Origin of the sequence: Hufsiella ginkgonis (assembly GCF_009834915.1) — a bacterium.
GTDB lineage: Bacteria > Bacteroidota > Bacteroidia > Sphingobacteriales > Sphingobacteriaceae > Hufsiella > Hufsiella ginkgonis.
Map to the genome: position 1 here is coordinate 218,748 of NZ_WVHS01000002.1, position 17,754 is coordinate 236,501.

Sequence of the window (17,754 nt, forward strand, 5' to 3'; positions counted from 1 at the left end):
GCATCATGATTAAAAAAATCGTTTTCGTTCTCCTTTCGCTCTCTTCTGTTTTTTTGAAGGCAAATGCACAGTCGTATTACAACGTGGTTAAATACGGGGCGAAGAACGATAGCAGTCGGCTCGCAACCGCGGCCATCGCACGGGCGATAGATGCAGCCTCCAAAGCAGGTGGCGGTACGGTTTATTTTCCGGCAGGTAAATACCTCACGGGGCCGATCCGCCTGGAAAGCAATATCGTGATCGACATTGATGCGGGTGCGGAGCTTCATTTCAGCGATAATTTTGATCACTACCTGCCGATGGTACGATCGCGTTGGGAAGGAACGGACGTGATGAACTTTTCTCCGTTGTTCTATGCCTATAAAGCCGAAAATATCACCATCCGCGGCCGCGGCCTGATCGACGGACATGGCAAAAAATGGTGGGCATTCTCCGAAGGATACAACGAGAAAAGCCCGCGGTCGAAATGGCAGCTGGAGTTCGACCGGCTGAATAAAGACATTCTTCGTCCCGACCTCCCGGGATGGGTGGAACGCGGCTTTCTTCGTCCGCCGTTCATACAACCCATGTTTTGTAAGAATTTACTTATCCAAGGGATCACGATCCGCAATTCACCCTTCTGGACGGTAAACCCGGAATTTTGCGAGAACGTGACCATTACCGGTATCACCATTAATAATCCGCCGTCACCGAATACGGATGGCATTAATCCCGAGTCGTGCAGGTACGTGCATATTTCCGATTGTCATATCAGCGTGGGCGACGACTGTATCACCATTAAGTCGGGCAAGGACCGTTCGGGCAGAAAAATGGCCACCCCGGCAGAAAACTATACGATCGTAAATTGTACCATGTTATCCGGTCACGGGGGAGTAGTGATCGGGAGCGAAATGTCGGGCGATGTGCGGAAGATCGCGATCTCCAACTGCATTTTTGACGGTACCGACCGCGGGATCCGTATAAAAACGGCCCGTGGAAGGGGCGGCATCGTGGAGGAGATCCGCGTGGACAACATCGTTATGAAGAATATCAGGGAGCAGGCCCTGGTGCTCGATATGCAGTATGCCAAGACGCAGCCGGAGCCGGTTTCTGAACGCACGCCGCAGTTCAGGAACATTCATTTCAGCAACATTACCGGCGAGGTAAACCAGGCGGCATTCCTGAACGGCCTGGCGGAAATGCCCATCGAAAATGTAACGTTTAACAACATCAATCTCATCGCCAAAACAGGATTTTCAATAAAAGAAGCTAAGTTCATCGAGTTTCACCAGGTTAAGGTGAGTACGACGGCCGGCCCCGTCATCGTGGCCGAAAATGTTAAGTTTCTCGAGATTAACGGCGTTAAGTCTACCTCTCCCGGAACGGGTGCCGCAGTAGCGGAGCTCACAGACAGCGAGGATGTTTTTGTTTCGGGATGTACCACGTTACCCGGCAGCGGCGTGTTCCTCAGGCTGACAGGCGCAAAAACCAGGAACATCGCCCTGAAAGGCAATAGCTTTACGTACGGTACCCCGGTGGTAAAAGACGCTTCGGTAACGGAAAAGGTCACAGTTGATGAATAGAAAATGTATCGTGCTGGCGGCCTGCCTGTTGACTGCGGCGCAGGCCTTTTCACAGGACCTGAAGCTATGGTATGCGGCTCCGGCAGATCCGGCCGTATGGACCGATGCGCTGCCCATTGGCAACGGCAGGATGGGCGGCATGGTATTCGGTGGCGTACGCCGGGACAGGATCCAGTTTAACGAAGAAACCCTATGGAGCGGCGCGCCGCGCGACTATAACCGGCAAGGCGCTTACCGGTATCTTCCGCAGATCCGGCAGCTGCTGTTCGACGGAAAACAGAAAGAAGCGGAAGAACTTGCCGAAAAGCGGTTTATGGGGGCGCAATCGCCTGCGGGCGATCGTGAAGCCTGGCTTCGCCGGGTACGTGCCCTGAAAGGATTAAACGGCAACCCTGCGCTGCCCGGTTATAACGACGATGCCTGGAAGGAAATGCCGGTACCCGCTTACGAAGGATGGGAAACGGCAGGCTTCGAAGGCCTCGACGGCGCCGTTTGGTTTCGCACTACTTTCAACCTCCCCGGGTCGTGGAATGGGAAGGACCTCGTTCTCGACCTTAACCGCATACGCGAGCTCGATTTTACTTATGTGAATGGCAAGCTTATAGGCAGTACCAACAGCCCCGATCCCCGGAAATACATCGTGCCGGCCACTGCGCTCGTAAAAGGCAGGAATGTAATAGCTATCCAGGTGATCAATTATTTCGACAAAGGCGGCATCGCAGGCTATAAAGATACCACGCGGCACATAGGCATTTACCCCGGAACCGATCCGAAACAGGCGATCTCCCTCGTAAAACCATGGAAATACCTGGTCCAGGACAGCGATCCGCCCGCAATTGCGCGGTACCAGGCGGATTATCAGCCTTTTGGCGACCTTACGCTTAATTTTCCGGGCCATGAGAAAGAAGAACGCTACCGGCGCGAGCTCGACCTGGAACGTGCTATTGTTACCACCAGCTACACAGCCGGAGGCGTTGGCTATCGCCGTGAGTACTTTGCAAGTCAACCGGGCGACGCGCTTGTAGTGCACCTGGCGGCGGATCAGCCCGGGAAGATCAGCTTCAGGGCCTCGCTTGGCAGCCCGCACAGGGGTGCGACGGTAACCCGTATAGACGCTCATACCATCGCGCTCTCGTTGAACGTAAAGCATGGCGCGTTAAAGGGCGTAAGCCACCTGCGGGTAAAGCTGAACGGCGGGAAGATCACGGCAAGCGGTAATGAGCTGGTTATATCGGGTGCCAACGAGGCAACGCTTTATCTTACTGCCGCCACCAATTTCAGGAGTTACCGCGACGTGTCTGCCAATGCTAACGAAATCAGCCGTATCGCCCTTGAAAAAATTACCGCCAGGTCATACGAAACAGTTAAACAGGCGCACGTACAGGACTACCAGCGTTACTTTAACACGTTTTCGATCAGGCTGGGAACCGATACAGCCTCGGCAACACCGACAAACCTGAGGCTCTTGAGCTTTTCGAAACGGCCCGATCCGTCGTTTGCAGCCCTGTATGTACAATATGGGCGTTATTTGCTCATCTCCAGTTCACGTCCGGGTACGCAGGCCGCCAACCTGCAGGGAATATGGAACGACCTTCTGGCCCCGCCATGGGGGAGCAAATATACCACCAATGTAAACCTGGAGATGAACTACTGGCCGGCGGAGGTATTAAATCTTTCACCGATGCACGAGCCGCTGTTTAATCTTACCGAAGATCTCGTTAAAACGGGCACCGAAACCGCAAAACAATATTATAACGCGCCCGGCTGGGTACTTCATCACAATACTGATCTCTGGCGCGGCACGGCACCTATCAACGCCTCCAATCATGGCATCTGGGTGTCGGGGGCGGCGTGGCTTAGTCACCATTTCTGGGAACATTACCTGTTTACACAGGACGAGACTTTTCTGCGGGCGAGGGCGTATCCCGTGATGCGATCGGCTGCCCGGTTTTATAACAGTTTCCTGGTGAAAGACCCCAAAACCGGCTGGCTGGTAAGCACGCCCTCCAATTCGCCCGAGAACGGAGGGCTGGTAGCAGGTCCCGCAATGGATCACCAATTAATACGTGACCTCTTTAAAAACACCATCGAGGCGTCGAAAATATTGGAGACGGATGCTAAGTTCCGCGATAGCCTGCAAAAAAAAATGCCGATGATAGCACCCAACCAGGTCGGCAGGGCGGGGCAGCTGCAGGAATGGCTCGAGGATAAAGACGATACCGCGAGCACACACCGCCACGTATCACATCTTTGGGGCGTGTTCCCGGGTAACGAGATCAATTGGGACGAAAGCGCAAAACTGATGCACGCAGCCCGGCAATCCCTGTTATTCCGCGGAGATGAGGGCACAGGCTGGAGCCTGGCGTGGAAAATTAACTACTGGGCCCGTTTTAAGGACGGCGCACATGCTTTTAACCTCTTAAAAATGCTGCTCCGGCCGGCACGGAGCATTGGTGGCTCTTACCTCAACTTATTCGACGCGCATCCGCCGTTCCAGATCGACGGCAATTTCGGGGGCGCCGCAGGTATCGCCGAGATGCTGGTCCAAAGCCAGATGAGCTATATCGACCTGCTGCCGGCTTTGCCTCCCGAGATCCCGGACGGGGAAATAAAAGGGTTATGTGCAAGAGGAGGTTTTGTGGTAAACCTTTCGTGGAAAAAGGGCAAACTGGTTAGTACCGAAGTGTTCTCAAAAGCCGGCAACAAGTGTATACTAAAATATGGCAGCCAGGTACAGGATTTCTCCACGGAAAAAGGCAAATCGTACATAACAAATTGGTGATGGATCAAAAACTTAGGCGCGGGCTTGTTTTGGTGATCCTGATCGCCGGTATTCCAGCTGCCGGGTTCTCGCAGCCGTTGCGCCGGGATATACCGCTAAACGCCGGCTGGCTAACCGCAGAGAGTTCCCTTAGCGCTGCGTACAAGGGTTTTGAGACACGCGGTTTCGCTGTTCGAAACTGGACGAAAGTGACCGTCCCGCATAATTGGGATGCGTATGGCGGTTATCGCAGGCTGCGGCACGGGAACCTGCATGGTTTCGCCTGGTACCGGAAAACTTTTACCGCGAAAGCCGCTTCCGGCCGCGAAAGGTTTTTTCTCTGGTTTGAAGGCGTAGGATCTTATGCCACGGTGTACCTGAACGGTAAGCTGGTCGGAAAACACGCAGGCGGACGGACTTCTTTTACCCTGGATGTTACCGCGGAAATATACCGCGACGGACGAAGTAATCTCTTAGCCGTATTTGCGGGCCACCCTGCCGATATCCGGGACTTGCCGTGGGTTTGCGGCGGCTGTTCAGAAGAGCGCGGATTTTCGGAAGGATCACAACCGATGGGGATTTTCAGGCCGGTTCATTTAATCGTTACCGATGAGGTGCGGATCGAGCCGTTCGGCGTACATGCGTGGAATAACAAGATCCCGGCTTCCGGACCGGTGCCGTTATTTACCGAAACAACCGTCAGGAATTACGGAAACACCAACCGGAAGCTGGTTTTACGCACCGCCCTGAAAGACGCAGACGGGAAGACGTTGGCCATGCAGGTTTCTCCTGCAAAGCGGATACCGGGTAGCACAAGTTACCAGTTCAAGGGACAGGTAACCGTACGGAACCCGCATTTATGGTCGCTGGAAGATCCTCATTTATACCAGCTTGTGTCGGAAATCGTGGAGAACGGCAAAGTGATCGACCGGTTATCCACACTCTATGGCATTCGCTGGATCAGCTGGCCCGATGTACAGGGGACCGCGCAAAAGCAATTCCTGCTAAACGGCAAGCCGGTTTTTATTAACGGGATCGCCGAGTATGAGCATATGATCGGAAAGAGCCACGCATTCGACGCCGCGGAGGTGCGTTCGAGGGTGATGCAAATTAAAGCGGCGGGTTTCAACGCGTTCCGCGACGCCCACCAGCCTCATAACCTGCGGTACCAGGCGTACTGGGATAAACTGGGGATCTTGTCATGGACACAGATGGCGGCACATATCTGGTATGATACCCCGGCGTTCAGGGCCAACTTCAAAAACCTGCTCACTGAATGGGTAAAAGAACGTCGCAACAGCCCCTCCGTGATCCTCTGGGGCCTGGAAAATGAAAGCACGTTACCCGAGGATTTCGCCAAAGAATGCACGCAGCTGATCCGGCAGCTGGACCCGACCGCATCATCCCAGCGAAAGGTAACCACCTGCAACGGCGGTAAAGGCACCGATTGGGATGTACCGCAAAACTGGACGGGCACTTACGGCGGAAATCCTGCCGATTACGCCAATGACGTAAAACGGCAGGTGCTGATTGGCGAATACGGCGCATGGCGTACCGCCGACCTGCACACCGAAGGCCCGTTCAACGCAGCGGGCGCCTTAAGTGAAGACCGGATGGCCCGGTTGATAGAGCAGAAGATCCGCCTGGCCGAATCGGTTAAAGACAGTGTCGCCGGGCAATATTTCTGGTTATTTAATTCGCATGACAACCCGGGGAGGGTACAGGGCGGCGAGGGAAAACGGGAGATAGATCGGGTAGGACCGGTTAATTACAAGGGCCTGCTCACCCCCTGGGAAGAGCCGCTTGACGTGTATTACCTTTTCCGCTCAAACTATGCGCCTAAAACGACACAGCCGATGGTGTACATCGTGTCGCATACCTGGCCTGACCGGTGGACCACGACCGGGGAAAAGGACAGCCTGGTGGTATACTCCAATTGTGATGAAGTTGAATTGTTTAACGACGTAGGGCAGCAATCGCTCGGAAAGCGCAGCCGCGGTGCGATAGGTAACCATTTCCAATGGGACGATGCCATGATCCGCTATAATGTATTGTACGCCGTTGGCTATGTGAACGGTAAAGCTGCCGCCAAAGACTATATCGTATTGAACCACTTGCCCGAGGCGCCAGGTTTTAAGAAATTATTATCGGGTGCAAAGCCAATAACCGCACCGGAGCCTGGCTATCACTACCTGTACCGCGTAAACTGCGGCGGGCCGGATTACACGGATACGCAGGGGAATACGTGGCTGGCTGACCGGCCCCGGTCTGGTAACAGCACCTGGGGGAGCTCTTCATGGGCAAAAAATTATCCCGGAACGCCCTCTTTTTTCGCCAGTCAGCGGCGAACATCCGATCCCATTCAGGGCACTGCCGACTGGAAGCTCTTCCAGGATTTTCGGTATGGCCTCGATCAGCTACGATTTGATTTCCCGGTTCCTGACGGCAACTACCGGGTAGAGCTATACTTTACAGAACCCTGGCTTGGTACCGGCGGCGGCATGGATTGCACCGGTTGGCGGCTCTTTGATGTGGCTGTTAACGAAAAAACGGTCATCTGCGACCTGGATATATGGAAAGAATCAGGTCACGACGGCGCGTTGAAAAAAGTAATAAACGCACACGTAACGGGCGGAGTGCTTACCATTCACTTTCCCGGCGCGAAGGCCGGACAAGCCCTTATCTCCGCCATCGCGGTAGCATCACTGAAACCTGTCGCGGCGGCACCGCCGTCATCGGGCGTTTTTGAGGCCACGCCTGCGCATCCTGCCATTATGCCGCCGGGATGGACGGTACGCAGCTGGCTCGATACAGGCGAACATCCTTACACGGATTCCGTCATTGCATTCAGCGATCTGCCACCCTACCTGTACGGTGCTGAATGGGTACGAAAACCCTTTAACGACTTGCCATTAACCCCGGGTTTCCTGCTGGCCGACACTGCTGATGTTTTTGTGGGTATTGACCGTGGCGAAAAAGCGCTGCCGGATTGGCTGAAAAGCTTTGAAGATACCGGGGATAAGATCACCACGAGTGAAAACGGCGGCCGTAAATTCATGGTGTTCAAAAAGCGTTTCGATGCAGGCAGCACGGTATCGATCCCTTCTGCAGGAACGGTTTCGGCGGGAAATTACCTGGTCGCCGCTATTCCGGCAGCGCGCATGCAACCTGCTTACGACCTCAAGCCCGTTAAGACCTATAAGGCGACCGACGGTTTGTTAACTGGCAACGGCATCGCCAAAGAGCACCTGATGGACAAAGAACGCGTGGTATTTAAGAAAGCCGCCGGCGACCAGCTGATATGGACGATCACTACCGGTGTTGCCGATATCTATTCATTGACGATCAAATATCATAATCCGCTGGAAAAGCCCATGAAGGCGAAAATCTCGGTGATCAGTAAGGACGGAACGGTGATCCTTAAAGATGAACCGCTGGAATTTCTGTCCACCAAAAGCGGGAAATGGAATTACCTCACCACCAATACCGGCAGCATGGTAAACGCCGGCCAGTATAAGATCATACTCACCGCGGAAGACGCCGCCGGCCTGTTTATCGACACGCTCGATGTGCAGTAAAGCGGTGCTAATATCCTATAGTACCTGGAAAAAATCATATATGAAACTACCCGCTCTCCCCGGCATATTTGGAATGAACTAACCGGCGGTTTCACCAGATGAAGAACCTTCCAATTTTCGATCTAGCTATTATCGCCGTGTACCTGCTTGGCATGGTGCTAACCGGTTTGTATTTTTCGGGGAAGAACAAAAACGCGGAACAGTTCACCAAAGCCTCGGGCCGGATACCCGGTTGGGCTATCGGACTTTCCATATACGCTACTTTTTTAAGCAGCAACACGTTTCTCGGAGTTCCCGGCAAAGCGTTCGGGTCTAACTGGAACGCCTTTGTTTTCAGCTTATCCATGCCGCTTGCCGCGTGGGTCGCGTCGAAATATTTTGTCCCGTTTTACCGGTGTACCGGCGAAGTTTCGGCCTATACGCATCTCGAAAAACGGTTCGGCCCATGGGCAAGGACCTACGCGGTCTGTTGTTTCCTGCTTACGCAGCTCGCACGCATGGGATCCATATTTTTTGGGATCGCGCTCAGCCTGCAGGCGTTAACCGGGTTCTCCATGCAAACGGTAATGATCACCATGGGGATCTGTATCATCATCTATACCGTATTGGGCGGCATCGAAGCCGTGATCTGGACGGAAGTGATCCAGGGCGTTTTAAAAACGCTTGGCGCATTGCTGATCCTGTATCTTATTATCAGCCGCATGCCCGGGGGCGTATCACATATCGTCGAAATCGGGCAGCGGGACGGAAAGCTAAGCCTTGGCAGTCTTTCGCCGGATTTTACTACGTCGACTTTTTGGGTAGTGCTGTTTTACGGATTTTTTATTAACCTGAACAATTTCGGGATGGACCAGAACTACATTCAGCGTTACCATACCGCTACCTCCTCCAGGCAGGCTTCAAGGTCTGTGTGGCTTTGCGTGGTCCTGTACGTTCCGGCGTCGCTGTTGTTCTTTGTAATAGGGTCCTGCCTGTACGCGTACTACCAGGTACACCCCGAACTGATCAGCGGGATCCGTGAACAGGTAGCCGCGGAACGTTTACCCGCTTCGGCCGCCGCGGCGGAAATATCCCGCGTGGCGGCCTCATTACAACCCGCCGATTATGGCGACAAGGTAATGCCGCATTTTATGGTAAGCAGTATTCCCGCAGGTTTGGCAGGGCTTATTGTTTCCGCCATTTTATCGGCCGCTATGAGCACCATCAGCTCCGGGATGAATGCTTCGGCCACGGTTTTTACCGAAGATATTTACAAACGGTACATCAACCCCGGTTTGAACGACAAACAGACCATGAGGTTGCTTTACCTGCTTACCGTGCTCGCGGGTCTTCTTGGTATGGGCGCAGGTATCGCCATGATCGGCGTAAAAAGTATCCTGGATGCCTGGTGGGAACTTTCGGGGATCTTCGCGGCGGGAATGCTTGGCCTTTTCCTGCTGGGCATGATCAGCCGGAGGGCGGGAAACGCCGAGGCACTTACCGCGGTGATCATCGGTATCCTGGTAATCGTCTGGATGACCTTCCCCGGTTTGTTACCCGGTGACCTTGCCTGGCTCAGGAACCCGCTGCATAAGAACATGATCATCGTAATCGGAACGCTGACCATCTTTTTAGCAGGAATTATCATCACCAATTTGAAAAGCGCCGCGACGATCAATAACAAAGAATCATGAAAACAGAAAAAGGATTTATCCCCGTCATGCTCACTCCCTTCACAGATAGTGGCGAGATCGACTACCCGGCGCTTACCCGTTTAACGGAAGTTTACCTCGGGGCGGGTGCCGCCGGATTGTTTGCGAATTGCCTCTCGGGCGAGATGTTCGAGCTTACCGGCGAAGAGCGGATCCGCGCCATCAGGCACGTGGTAAAAACAGTTAACGGGGCAGTTCCCGTGGTGGCCACCGGTACGTTTGGCGGTCCCGTCGCGCAGCAGGCCGATTTTGCGAAACGGGTATACGATTGCGGAGCGGAAGCCGTGATCGGCATTACCGGCCTGCTCGCCGGGGAGCATGAAACTGACGAAGTTTTTAACGAGCGCGTTTTGCAGCTGTTCGACCTCACCCCGGGCATACCTATGGGATTTTATGAATGCCCCGTACCTTATAAAAGATTGCTTTCTGCCAGCCAGGTTAAACAATTCGTAGACACCGGGCGGTTGGTTTATCATAAAGATACTTGCCTGGATATTGAACAGGTACGCGAGAAAATCGCGGCAGGAGCAGGGCGCACGTTCGGGTTATACGACGCTTATATGGTCCACGCCGTCGAATCGCTGAAAGCAGGTTCCGCCGGGCTTTCATGCATCCAGGGTAACTTTTTCCCCGAAATGATCGCGTGGCTTTGCAAAAATTACGGTAACGAAACCTTATCCCACGAAGTGGACCTGGTACAGCAGTTCCTGGTACATAACATGGACGTTATGCACCATGTATACCCGGTTATCGCCAAATACTACCTCAGCAAACGCGGGATCGGTATCTCCACGTTCACCAGGAGGAAAGTCGGGGAATTTACCCCGACCGTAAAAAAAGAGATCAACAGCTTGTACGACCGGTATCGCTTACTGGAACGTGAAGTCAAATTTGAGAATAACGGTCACTAATTCCGCAGGTATTTCCGCTTGTACTCCAGCGGGGTCATACCGGCCACCTTTTTAAAATGCCGGTAGAAGTTGGACACGTTGTTGAAACCACACTCGAAACACAGCACTTCCGTGGGCAATTTATCTTCGATCAGGAAACGGCACGCATGGCTGATGCGGATCTCGATCAGGAAATCATAGTACGTTTTCTTGGTGATCTGCTTAAAATACCGGCAGAATGAAGTAACGCTCAGGTTACTGATGGAAGAGATCTCTTCCAGGCTGATCTCCCGTTTATAGTTGGACAGGGTGTAGCTGCACACTTTGTTCAACCGGATCGTATCCGACTCATTGGATTGATAAAATGCCTGGTGCGTAGACGCGATGGGCGAAAACTCCTCCGTTTCCGCCAGCGTTTTTAAAATAGACAACAGCACGATGATCCGGTCGAGGTTGGTGGCGTGCACCGCGTTAAACATCAGGCCGGCCAGCTGTTCCCGGGCTTTTCCGCCGATCAGCATCCCGTTTTTTGCCTTTTCAAACAATTTCGGGATCAGGTATGCCTCCGGTAAACTCAATAAATATTTACCAAGACAATCCGGAAGAAAATGGATCACAATGGCCTCTACATTCAGGTCCGGGTTATTTTGGAAATATTCTTCTTTACATCGCCAGGTATGAGGAAGGTTTTCGCCGAGCAGCAGGATCTCGCCCGATGAAAAATTGCTGATATTATCCCCGATCAATCTTACGCCTTCGCCCCGTATAATGTGGTGAAGTTCCAACTCCGGGTGATAATGCCAGATCCCGCCGAAGTTGGGCAGGTGGTCGTGCCTCACGCTATAAGAGTTCTGGATATTGATCGGTACCTTACGAAAATGCGCTTTCATGTGGTTATACTCAGCTTTTTAATTGGTTCCTGAAATTCCTGCGGGCGATTTATGCTATCCTGATAATTTTCACAAATAAAAATTACATTTACAACTGAAAGTAATCGACGAAACTTCTGAAAGTAAAGATATGATAATATCCTACAACAAGAAGATAACAATTGCAAAAAATACTCGCTGACCAGCTATCATCTTTGTATAAGCAGTTTGGCTTAAACTGAACCAATAATAGATTAAACGATGCCTGGATGACTACCGGGCGACCAATTATTGACCAATGAGATCAGTACTAAAATTTTCTTTCCCGGGTATTTTTGCGCTTCTTTTTTCGGTGGGAGCTATCGCGCAAACCGCGGAGAAAGCTGTCCGCGACCAGGAATATATCAAAACGATCACACTCCGTTCTGATAAGATCGCAGCGGTACTGGGCATCGCAGATTCTGCAAAGTATAAACGCGTAAGGACCTTACTGGTGAATGAATACAGCGCTCTTAACGACGTACACGAAACGCGTAACCAGGAAACAAAGGCGCTAAAAGAGGAACTGAAGGACGATAAAGCTAAACTCGACTCAGGCATAGCCGGGCTGGAAGCCGTAGCCAATAGGAAATTAGACGCCCTGCACAATCATTTCCTGGCCAGCCTGGCGAAAGAACTTAACCAGGACCAGATAGAACAGGTAAAGAACGGCCTCACTTATAACGTATTGCCTATCACCTGGAAGGCTTACCAGGAAATGCTCCCCGATCTTACCGAACCCCAAAAAAAGCAGATGCTCGCCTGGCTTACCGAAGCGAGAGAGCATGCCATGGATGCCGAATCTTCGGATAAAAAACATGCCTGGTTTGGAAAGTACAAAGGCAGGATCAATAACTACCTGTCGGCACAAGGCATCGACATGAAAAAAGCGGGGGAGGACTGGCAGAAGCGCATCAAGGCCGCCCAGCAAAAGAACTAAGAGTTTCTGCGGCGCAAGCTGTGACAATAAACGATTATCAAATTAACCATTAAAAACCAAATTATGAATCTGAAACAACTACTAAATCTTTCGGGAACTTTTCTCCTGTTGTTGTTCGCCTGCTCTATGGGTTATGCCCAGGAAAGGGCGGTGACAGGAAAGGCGGTCGATAAGGCGGATGGCAGCCCCATGATCGGGCTGATCGTGAGCGTGAAAGGCCGCCCGTCAAATGTAAGCACCAACGGCAACGGAGAATTCTCAATCAGGGTTACCCCGTCTGATTCAGTGCTGGTATTTTCCTACATTGGCTATATCAGGCAGCAGGTAAAGATCGGCGACCGCTCGTCCATCATCGTTACGATGGAACCTGACACCAAAAGCCTGGACGAGGTAGTGGTGGTAGGCTACGGTACGCAAAAACGCGAAACCCTTACCGGTTCCATAGCTACGCTCACCACTAAAGACATAGAAGATTTGCCGGTAAGCAACATCGGCGCCGCGCTCGCCGGCCGTCTGCTGGGTGTAGGGGTAAGCGGCGGTACGCAGCGTCCGGGCTCTACGGCGACGATCACCGTGCGTAATCCTAACACGTTCCTGAGTAAAGACGGCGGTACCACATCCCCGTTGTTCGTGATTGATGATGTTATCCAGGTAACATCACAGGGAGCTCCGGATAATACACTGTTCAATAGTCTCGATATCAGTGAAATCGAATCGCTCAGCGTACTGAAAGATGCCGCGGCCGCTATCTACGGTTCACGGGCTGCAAACGGCGTGATCGTAGTTCGGACTAAACGCGGGAAAGACGGTAAGCCAAGGATTTCTTACAATGGGTCGTACGCAGTTAACGACGAGGCATTCCGTACCAAAATGTTGTCAGCAGCTGATTTCGCCCGGTATTACAATATCATGAACGGTCCGAACGGCAGGGCCGCTACAAATTCCGTTACCAACGACAATGTGTTCACCGCTGAGGAAATCGCTGCTTTCGAGAATACGGATCATAACTGGCTAGACGACGCCTGGAAAGCGTCACATAACATGCATCATGGCCTCAGTGTATCAGGCGGCGCCAATAAGGCGACTTATTTTGCCAACGCTTCTTATTATACGCAGGACGGTAACATGGGTGCGCTCGAATTCAGTCGCTGGAATTTCCGCGGCGGCGCCGACGTTGAGCCGATAAACAACTTAAAAGTTGGCCTTCAACTGTCGGGGAATTTTACCGACCAGGCGCGTACCTTCAATAAGATCGGTAGCGAGACGCTGGAGAATGACTATGTGAATTTGCTTACTACCCCACGTTATATTCCGGAATATATCAATGGCGTGCCCGTAAAGATTCCCGGAACAAACGCGTTCGCAGGATATCACTTTTTCGAGATCGAGCGTCTTGGAAACATTCAGTCTAATGACGACCGTGTCTTTACCGTGAACGTTTCTGCAGAATACAAATTACCCTGGGTGAAAGGCCTGGGCTTCAGGTTACAGTACGCGACGAATTTCGCCAACAATAACGGTGGCCAGGTAGGAACTACCTATACGCTGACCAAATTCACCGGGACCGGGACCAACATCCATATTCTCGATGATAACGCAGTGCCGATCGCGACGACGCCGACCAGCTCGTATTCTAACGGAGACCGCCTGTATTACTCGCAAACACGACAAAAAAGAGATCAAACCAACTTTTTCGTGACTTATGAACGTAGTTTCGGAAAGCACAGCGTAAGTGCGCTCGCTACTGTAGAAAAATCCGAAGCTGAAGCTTATGGTACTACCGTTCTCAAAGAGAAACCGCTCCAGGGCACTAACGGGATGTTTAATACGGCCTTCGGTGCGATCGACGGTACTACAACCGGTAATGAGTCCGGAACATTGGGCTACATCGGAAGAGCGAACTACAATTATTCCAGCAAATACCTGGCCGAATTCCTGTTCCGTTCAGACGCATCGACCAAATTTGCTCCGGACAATTATTGGGGCCGCTTTTATTCAGGATCGGTGGGATGGGTTGTTTCGGAAGAGAGCTTCTTTACAACACACGTGCTTGATTACCTGAAAGTTCGCTATTCACTGGGTAAACTCGGAAACGACCAAACCAAGGCATGGCTATGGCGGCAACGCTATACGCCGCAGGAAGGGAAGGGCCTCGTGCTCCCTGGTACCGGCGGTAACAACAATACGAATACCGCTACCACGACCGGTTATAAAATGGAGGCGTCTCCTAACCCCGACGCGACGTGGAGCGATGAGCTTAAGCATAATCTTGGGTTCGACATGCGTTTCCTGAACAATCGCTTATCTGCGACCCTCGAAGGCTATTACAATAAAGCCACTAATATCCTGATCGAGCCGATCGGAAGCGTGCCGGCTACCGTCGGGGGTTCAATAGCCTCTACTAATTTCGGGGCGGCAAACTTCTACGGCTATGAAATCGGGCTCGGCTGGAACGCAAAAGCTGGTAAAGACGTTAATTACGGCATCAACCTCAACTTTAACTGGGGCGATAATAAGGTCATTAAAATGAACTATACCGACATCTCCCAGCTTCAGCCATGGTCTCCGCATTATGGCGAGTCGAGCGATAACGGCAAATGGGGATATGATGTACTGGGCATGTTCAAAAACCAGGAGGAGATCGACGCATATGTGGCAGAGTACAAGATCACACAAGTACATGGCAATACGATCGGAAGCAGCTACAAACTAACGCCCGGTCAGTTGTACTACCGTGATATTCGCGGCAAAATGAACGCAGACGGCACTTTCGCCGCTCCCGATGGTATTATCGACGAAAACGACCAGGTCCAGCTTGCTAAAAAAGCGGTAAATCACTATGGCTTCGGTATCGTACTGCGCGCCGGCTGGAAAGGATTGAGCTTTGATGCTGCGATTACCGGCTCGTTCGGTGGTTTTGCGGAAATGGATGCCCGCAACAAGATGGAAACGAATATCTCGAATGCTTACTCGAGCGTACCAGCCTATTGGGCGAATATTTACGATCCGGTGCTGAACCCTTCGGGTACCCTGCCTAACCCGAACTGGTCGAACGTGAGCCTGGATAAGACATCGAAATTCTGGCAGGTAAGTGCGTTTCGTATGGGATTCCGCAATGCGAACCTGAACTACTCGCTTCCGAAGAAGTTGGTGCAGCGCGCAGGCATAAGCAATGCACGGGTTTCACTTACTGCGCTTAATCCGGTGATCCTTTACAATCCGTACGACTACAGGGATCCGGATGCAGGCTGGAACACTTACCCGAACCTGAGAACGATTTCATTGGGTCTCAACGCTACATTTTAACAGAGTTCCGAAACAACAATAAAACGATAATGAAACGAACAAAATATATATTTCTCCTGGCATCGCTTATCATCGCCGCGGCAGGATGTAACGATGATTTCCTCGAAGAAAAACGCGACCTTACAGGGACCAACGAAGAAGTTTTCCAGGAACCGCAACTCGCTTCCGGCTATGTGGATTACATTTACGGGCTCTTCAGCCCTGCAAATAATGGTATCCCGAACGTACAGAGCCAGTCGAATGCTGAAAACGGCGCATTTAACACGGCGTGGACACAAACCACCGATGAGATGTCGGGCGAAAACGACTGGAATAAGGTATGGCCTTCGATCGCTTATACACAGAACCATGCCGTAAAGTATTTCGGACAGGCCGTTGGAACGAGCATCGCCAACAACACCTGGACGCGCATGAAACAAATCAATATCTTCCTCACGTCTATCGACAAGTATAGTTTGACTGACGCGGTAAAAGATCCGCTGAAAGGACAAATGTATTTCTGGCGGGCCTACCAGTATTTCGAACTGGTAAAATTATATGGCGGCGTTCCGCTGGTGCTCGAGCCGGCCAACCCGATCCTCGACGGCAATACCAGCAGTAAGATCCAGCGCAGTTCGACCGATGCAACTATTAGCCAGATCGTAGCCGACCTGGACCAGGCGATCAAGCTGCTTCCGGCAAAATGGCCGGCTTCTGACTGGGGCCGGATTACGAGCGGCGCCGCAGCGGCCCTGAAAGGGCGCGTACTCCTTACCTATGCAAGCCCGCAATTCAACCGCGCCGATGACAGGGTCCGCTGGCAAAAAGCCTACGATGCTAACCTTGCAGCTAAAACACTCCTCGATGCTAATGGCTTTGGCTTATATAACGTTGGAGGCACCGCCAACGGGACGGCCTGGGCAAACATGTTCCTCGCAGAAGGTTACGCCAACACTGAGGCTATCTGGACCACCGGGTTCAACACCGTAGCTTCAGGCAACTCACAACGGAACAACGGTTGGGAGCAAGCTATCCGGCCGAAAGATATCGGTGGTGGCGGTTCCGTGGTACCTACCAAACAAATAGTGGATGCATTCCCCATGAAAGACGGCAAAATGCCAGGCTCCTCTATCTACACCTACGATGCTGTTAAAATTTATAAGAACCGTGACCCTCGTTTCGCAAAAACCTTTATCTGGAACGGCGCGCTTTACCCTTATAACGGTGCATCGGCGAACCGCGCATGGACGTATACCTGGAAATCGGCAAGCTCAGCGACAAAATACGACAAGAGCACTGAAAAGGCGGCGACCGCCACGGGCTTTTATCTTTGTAAAGCAAGCAATACCGCAGCAGCCATCACAAACGGCTCATTTTCAATCAGCGGGACCGATTACATCGAGATCCGCTATGCGGAAGTACTGCTCAATCTTGCAGAATCGGCTGCCGGCATAGATAAAGTGACCGACGGGTTGGGCTACATCCAGCAAGTTCGCGCCAGGGCTGGTGTCGAAAATAAAGACGGCATGTATGGCTTGAGCGGTATCGCTTCCCGCGACCAGGCCTTCGGCGCTGTCATCAATGAACGGAAAGTAGAGTTCGCGTATGAGAACAAACGCTTCTGGGACCTGCGCCGGTGGCTACTCTTCAATAACGATTTTGGTACATGTACGCGGCTCGGGCAGACGCCGATCGACGGGATGCGTCGCCAGGGATACTATTTCAGTGCCAGAAACAGCAACGGTACGGATTACGTGCACACCTCGGCCGATCCTTTCGTAAAACCGGCTTCAGGTTCGGCGCCGCTGATAGACAGGGATGCAACCACTTATCCTGCCGGTGTAGCCAACGCTGATGCCTACGTGGATTATATTTATGACAACTACCTGAAAGTGAGCGTAAAGGACGACGTAGATCCCACCACCGGGTGGAAATTCAAATGGTACAACGAGTATTATTTCTTCGGCATCAATTCATCGGTTCTCAACACATCCAGCTATCTTAATCAAACGATCGGCTGGAATAGCCTGACCGGGAACGGAACGTTCGACCCGTTGAAATAATACCGGGTCAGCACGATTCTTTGAGCAATGCAGCATCCCTTAAAGAGATGACTGCATTGTTCATTATCTGCCGGTT

Annotated in this window: 9 protein-coding genes; 8 read left to right on the forward strand and 1 reads right to left on the reverse strand. The window is 52.0% G+C overall.

The genetic code is table 11. The annotated features are described in order from the left end of the window. The first annotated feature begins 5 nt into the window (after positions 1 to 5). The 5 genes from GS398_RS07735 to GS398_RS07755 all read left to right on the forward strand — a co-directional run bounded on the left by GS398_RS07735 (position 6) and on the right by GS398_RS07755 (position 10,503). The gene (locus GS398_RS07735; RefSeq protein WP_160906199.1) at positions 6 to 1,562 is read left to right on the forward strand and encodes a glycoside hydrolase family 28 protein; all 1,557 of its coding nucleotides are present in this window, start codon (positions 6 to 8) and stop codon (positions 1,560 to 1,562) included. Then, a complete protein-coding gene (locus GS398_RS07740; protein ID WP_160906200.1) occupies positions 1,555 to 4,344 on the forward strand; it encodes a glycoside hydrolase family 95 protein in 2,790 nt (929 codons plus the stop codon). The genes GS398_RS07735 and GS398_RS07740 overlap by 8 nt, the downstream gene beginning before the upstream one ends. Then, the gene (locus tag GS398_RS07745; RefSeq protein WP_160906201.1) at positions 4,344 to 7,901 is read left to right on the forward strand and encodes a malectin domain-containing carbohydrate-binding protein; all 3,558 of its coding nucleotides are present in this window, start codon (positions 4,344 to 4,346) and stop codon (positions 7,899 to 7,901) included. Before GS398_RS07740 ends, GS398_RS07745 begins: the two co-directional genes overlap by 1 nt. Before the next feature lie 98 nt (positions 7,902 to 7,999). Beyond that, positions 8,000 to 9,574, forward strand: coding sequence for a sodium:solute symporter family protein (locus GS398_RS07750; RefSeq protein WP_160906202.1), 1,575 nt, complete (start codon positions 8,000 to 8,002; stop codon positions 9,572 to 9,574). Next, positions 9,571 to 10,503 carry a dihydrodipicolinate synthase family protein gene (locus tag GS398_RS07755; protein WP_160906203.1) on the forward strand — a complete coding sequence of 311 codons (933 nt, stop codon included), beginning with the start codon at positions 9,571 to 9,573 and terminating at the stop codon, positions 10,501 to 10,503. Before GS398_RS07750 ends, GS398_RS07755 begins: the two co-directional genes overlap by 4 nt. Here GS398_RS07755 and GS398_RS07760 read toward each other — a convergent pair. Next, positions 10,500 to 11,372, reverse strand: coding sequence for an AraC family transcriptional regulator (locus GS398_RS07760; protein ID WP_160906204.1), 873 nt, complete (start codon positions 11,370 to 11,372; stop codon positions 10,500 to 10,502). The two genes, GS398_RS07755 and GS398_RS07760, sit on opposite strands and share 4 nt — an antisense overlap. A gap of 277 nt (positions 11,373 to 11,649) precedes the next feature. On the opposite strand from GS398_RS07760, the gene GS398_RS07765 reads away from it, so the two are divergent. The 3 genes from GS398_RS07765 to GS398_RS07775 all read left to right on the forward strand — a co-directional run bounded on the left by GS398_RS07765 (position 11,650) and on the right by GS398_RS07775 (position 17,678). Beyond that, positions 11,650 to 12,330, forward strand: a complete 681-nt coding sequence (locus GS398_RS07765) for a DUF3826 domain-containing protein (RefSeq protein WP_160906205.1) — start codon at positions 11,650 to 11,652, stop codon at positions 12,328 to 12,330. Positions 12,331 to 12,393: 63 nt separating this feature from the next. Continuing rightward, entirely contained in the window at positions 12,394 to 15,636 is a 3,243-nt protein-coding gene (locus GS398_RS07770) for a SusC/RagA family TonB-linked outer membrane protein (RefSeq protein WP_160906206.1), read from the forward strand. 29 nt (positions 15,637 to 15,665) lie between these two features. Then, on the forward strand, positions 15,666 to 17,678 hold the full coding sequence (locus GS398_RS07775; RefSeq protein ID WP_160906207.1) for a RagB/SusD family nutrient uptake outer membrane protein: 2,013 nt from the start codon (positions 15,666 to 15,668) through the stop codon (positions 17,676 to 17,678). Positions 17,679 to 17,754 lie beyond the last annotated feature (76 nt).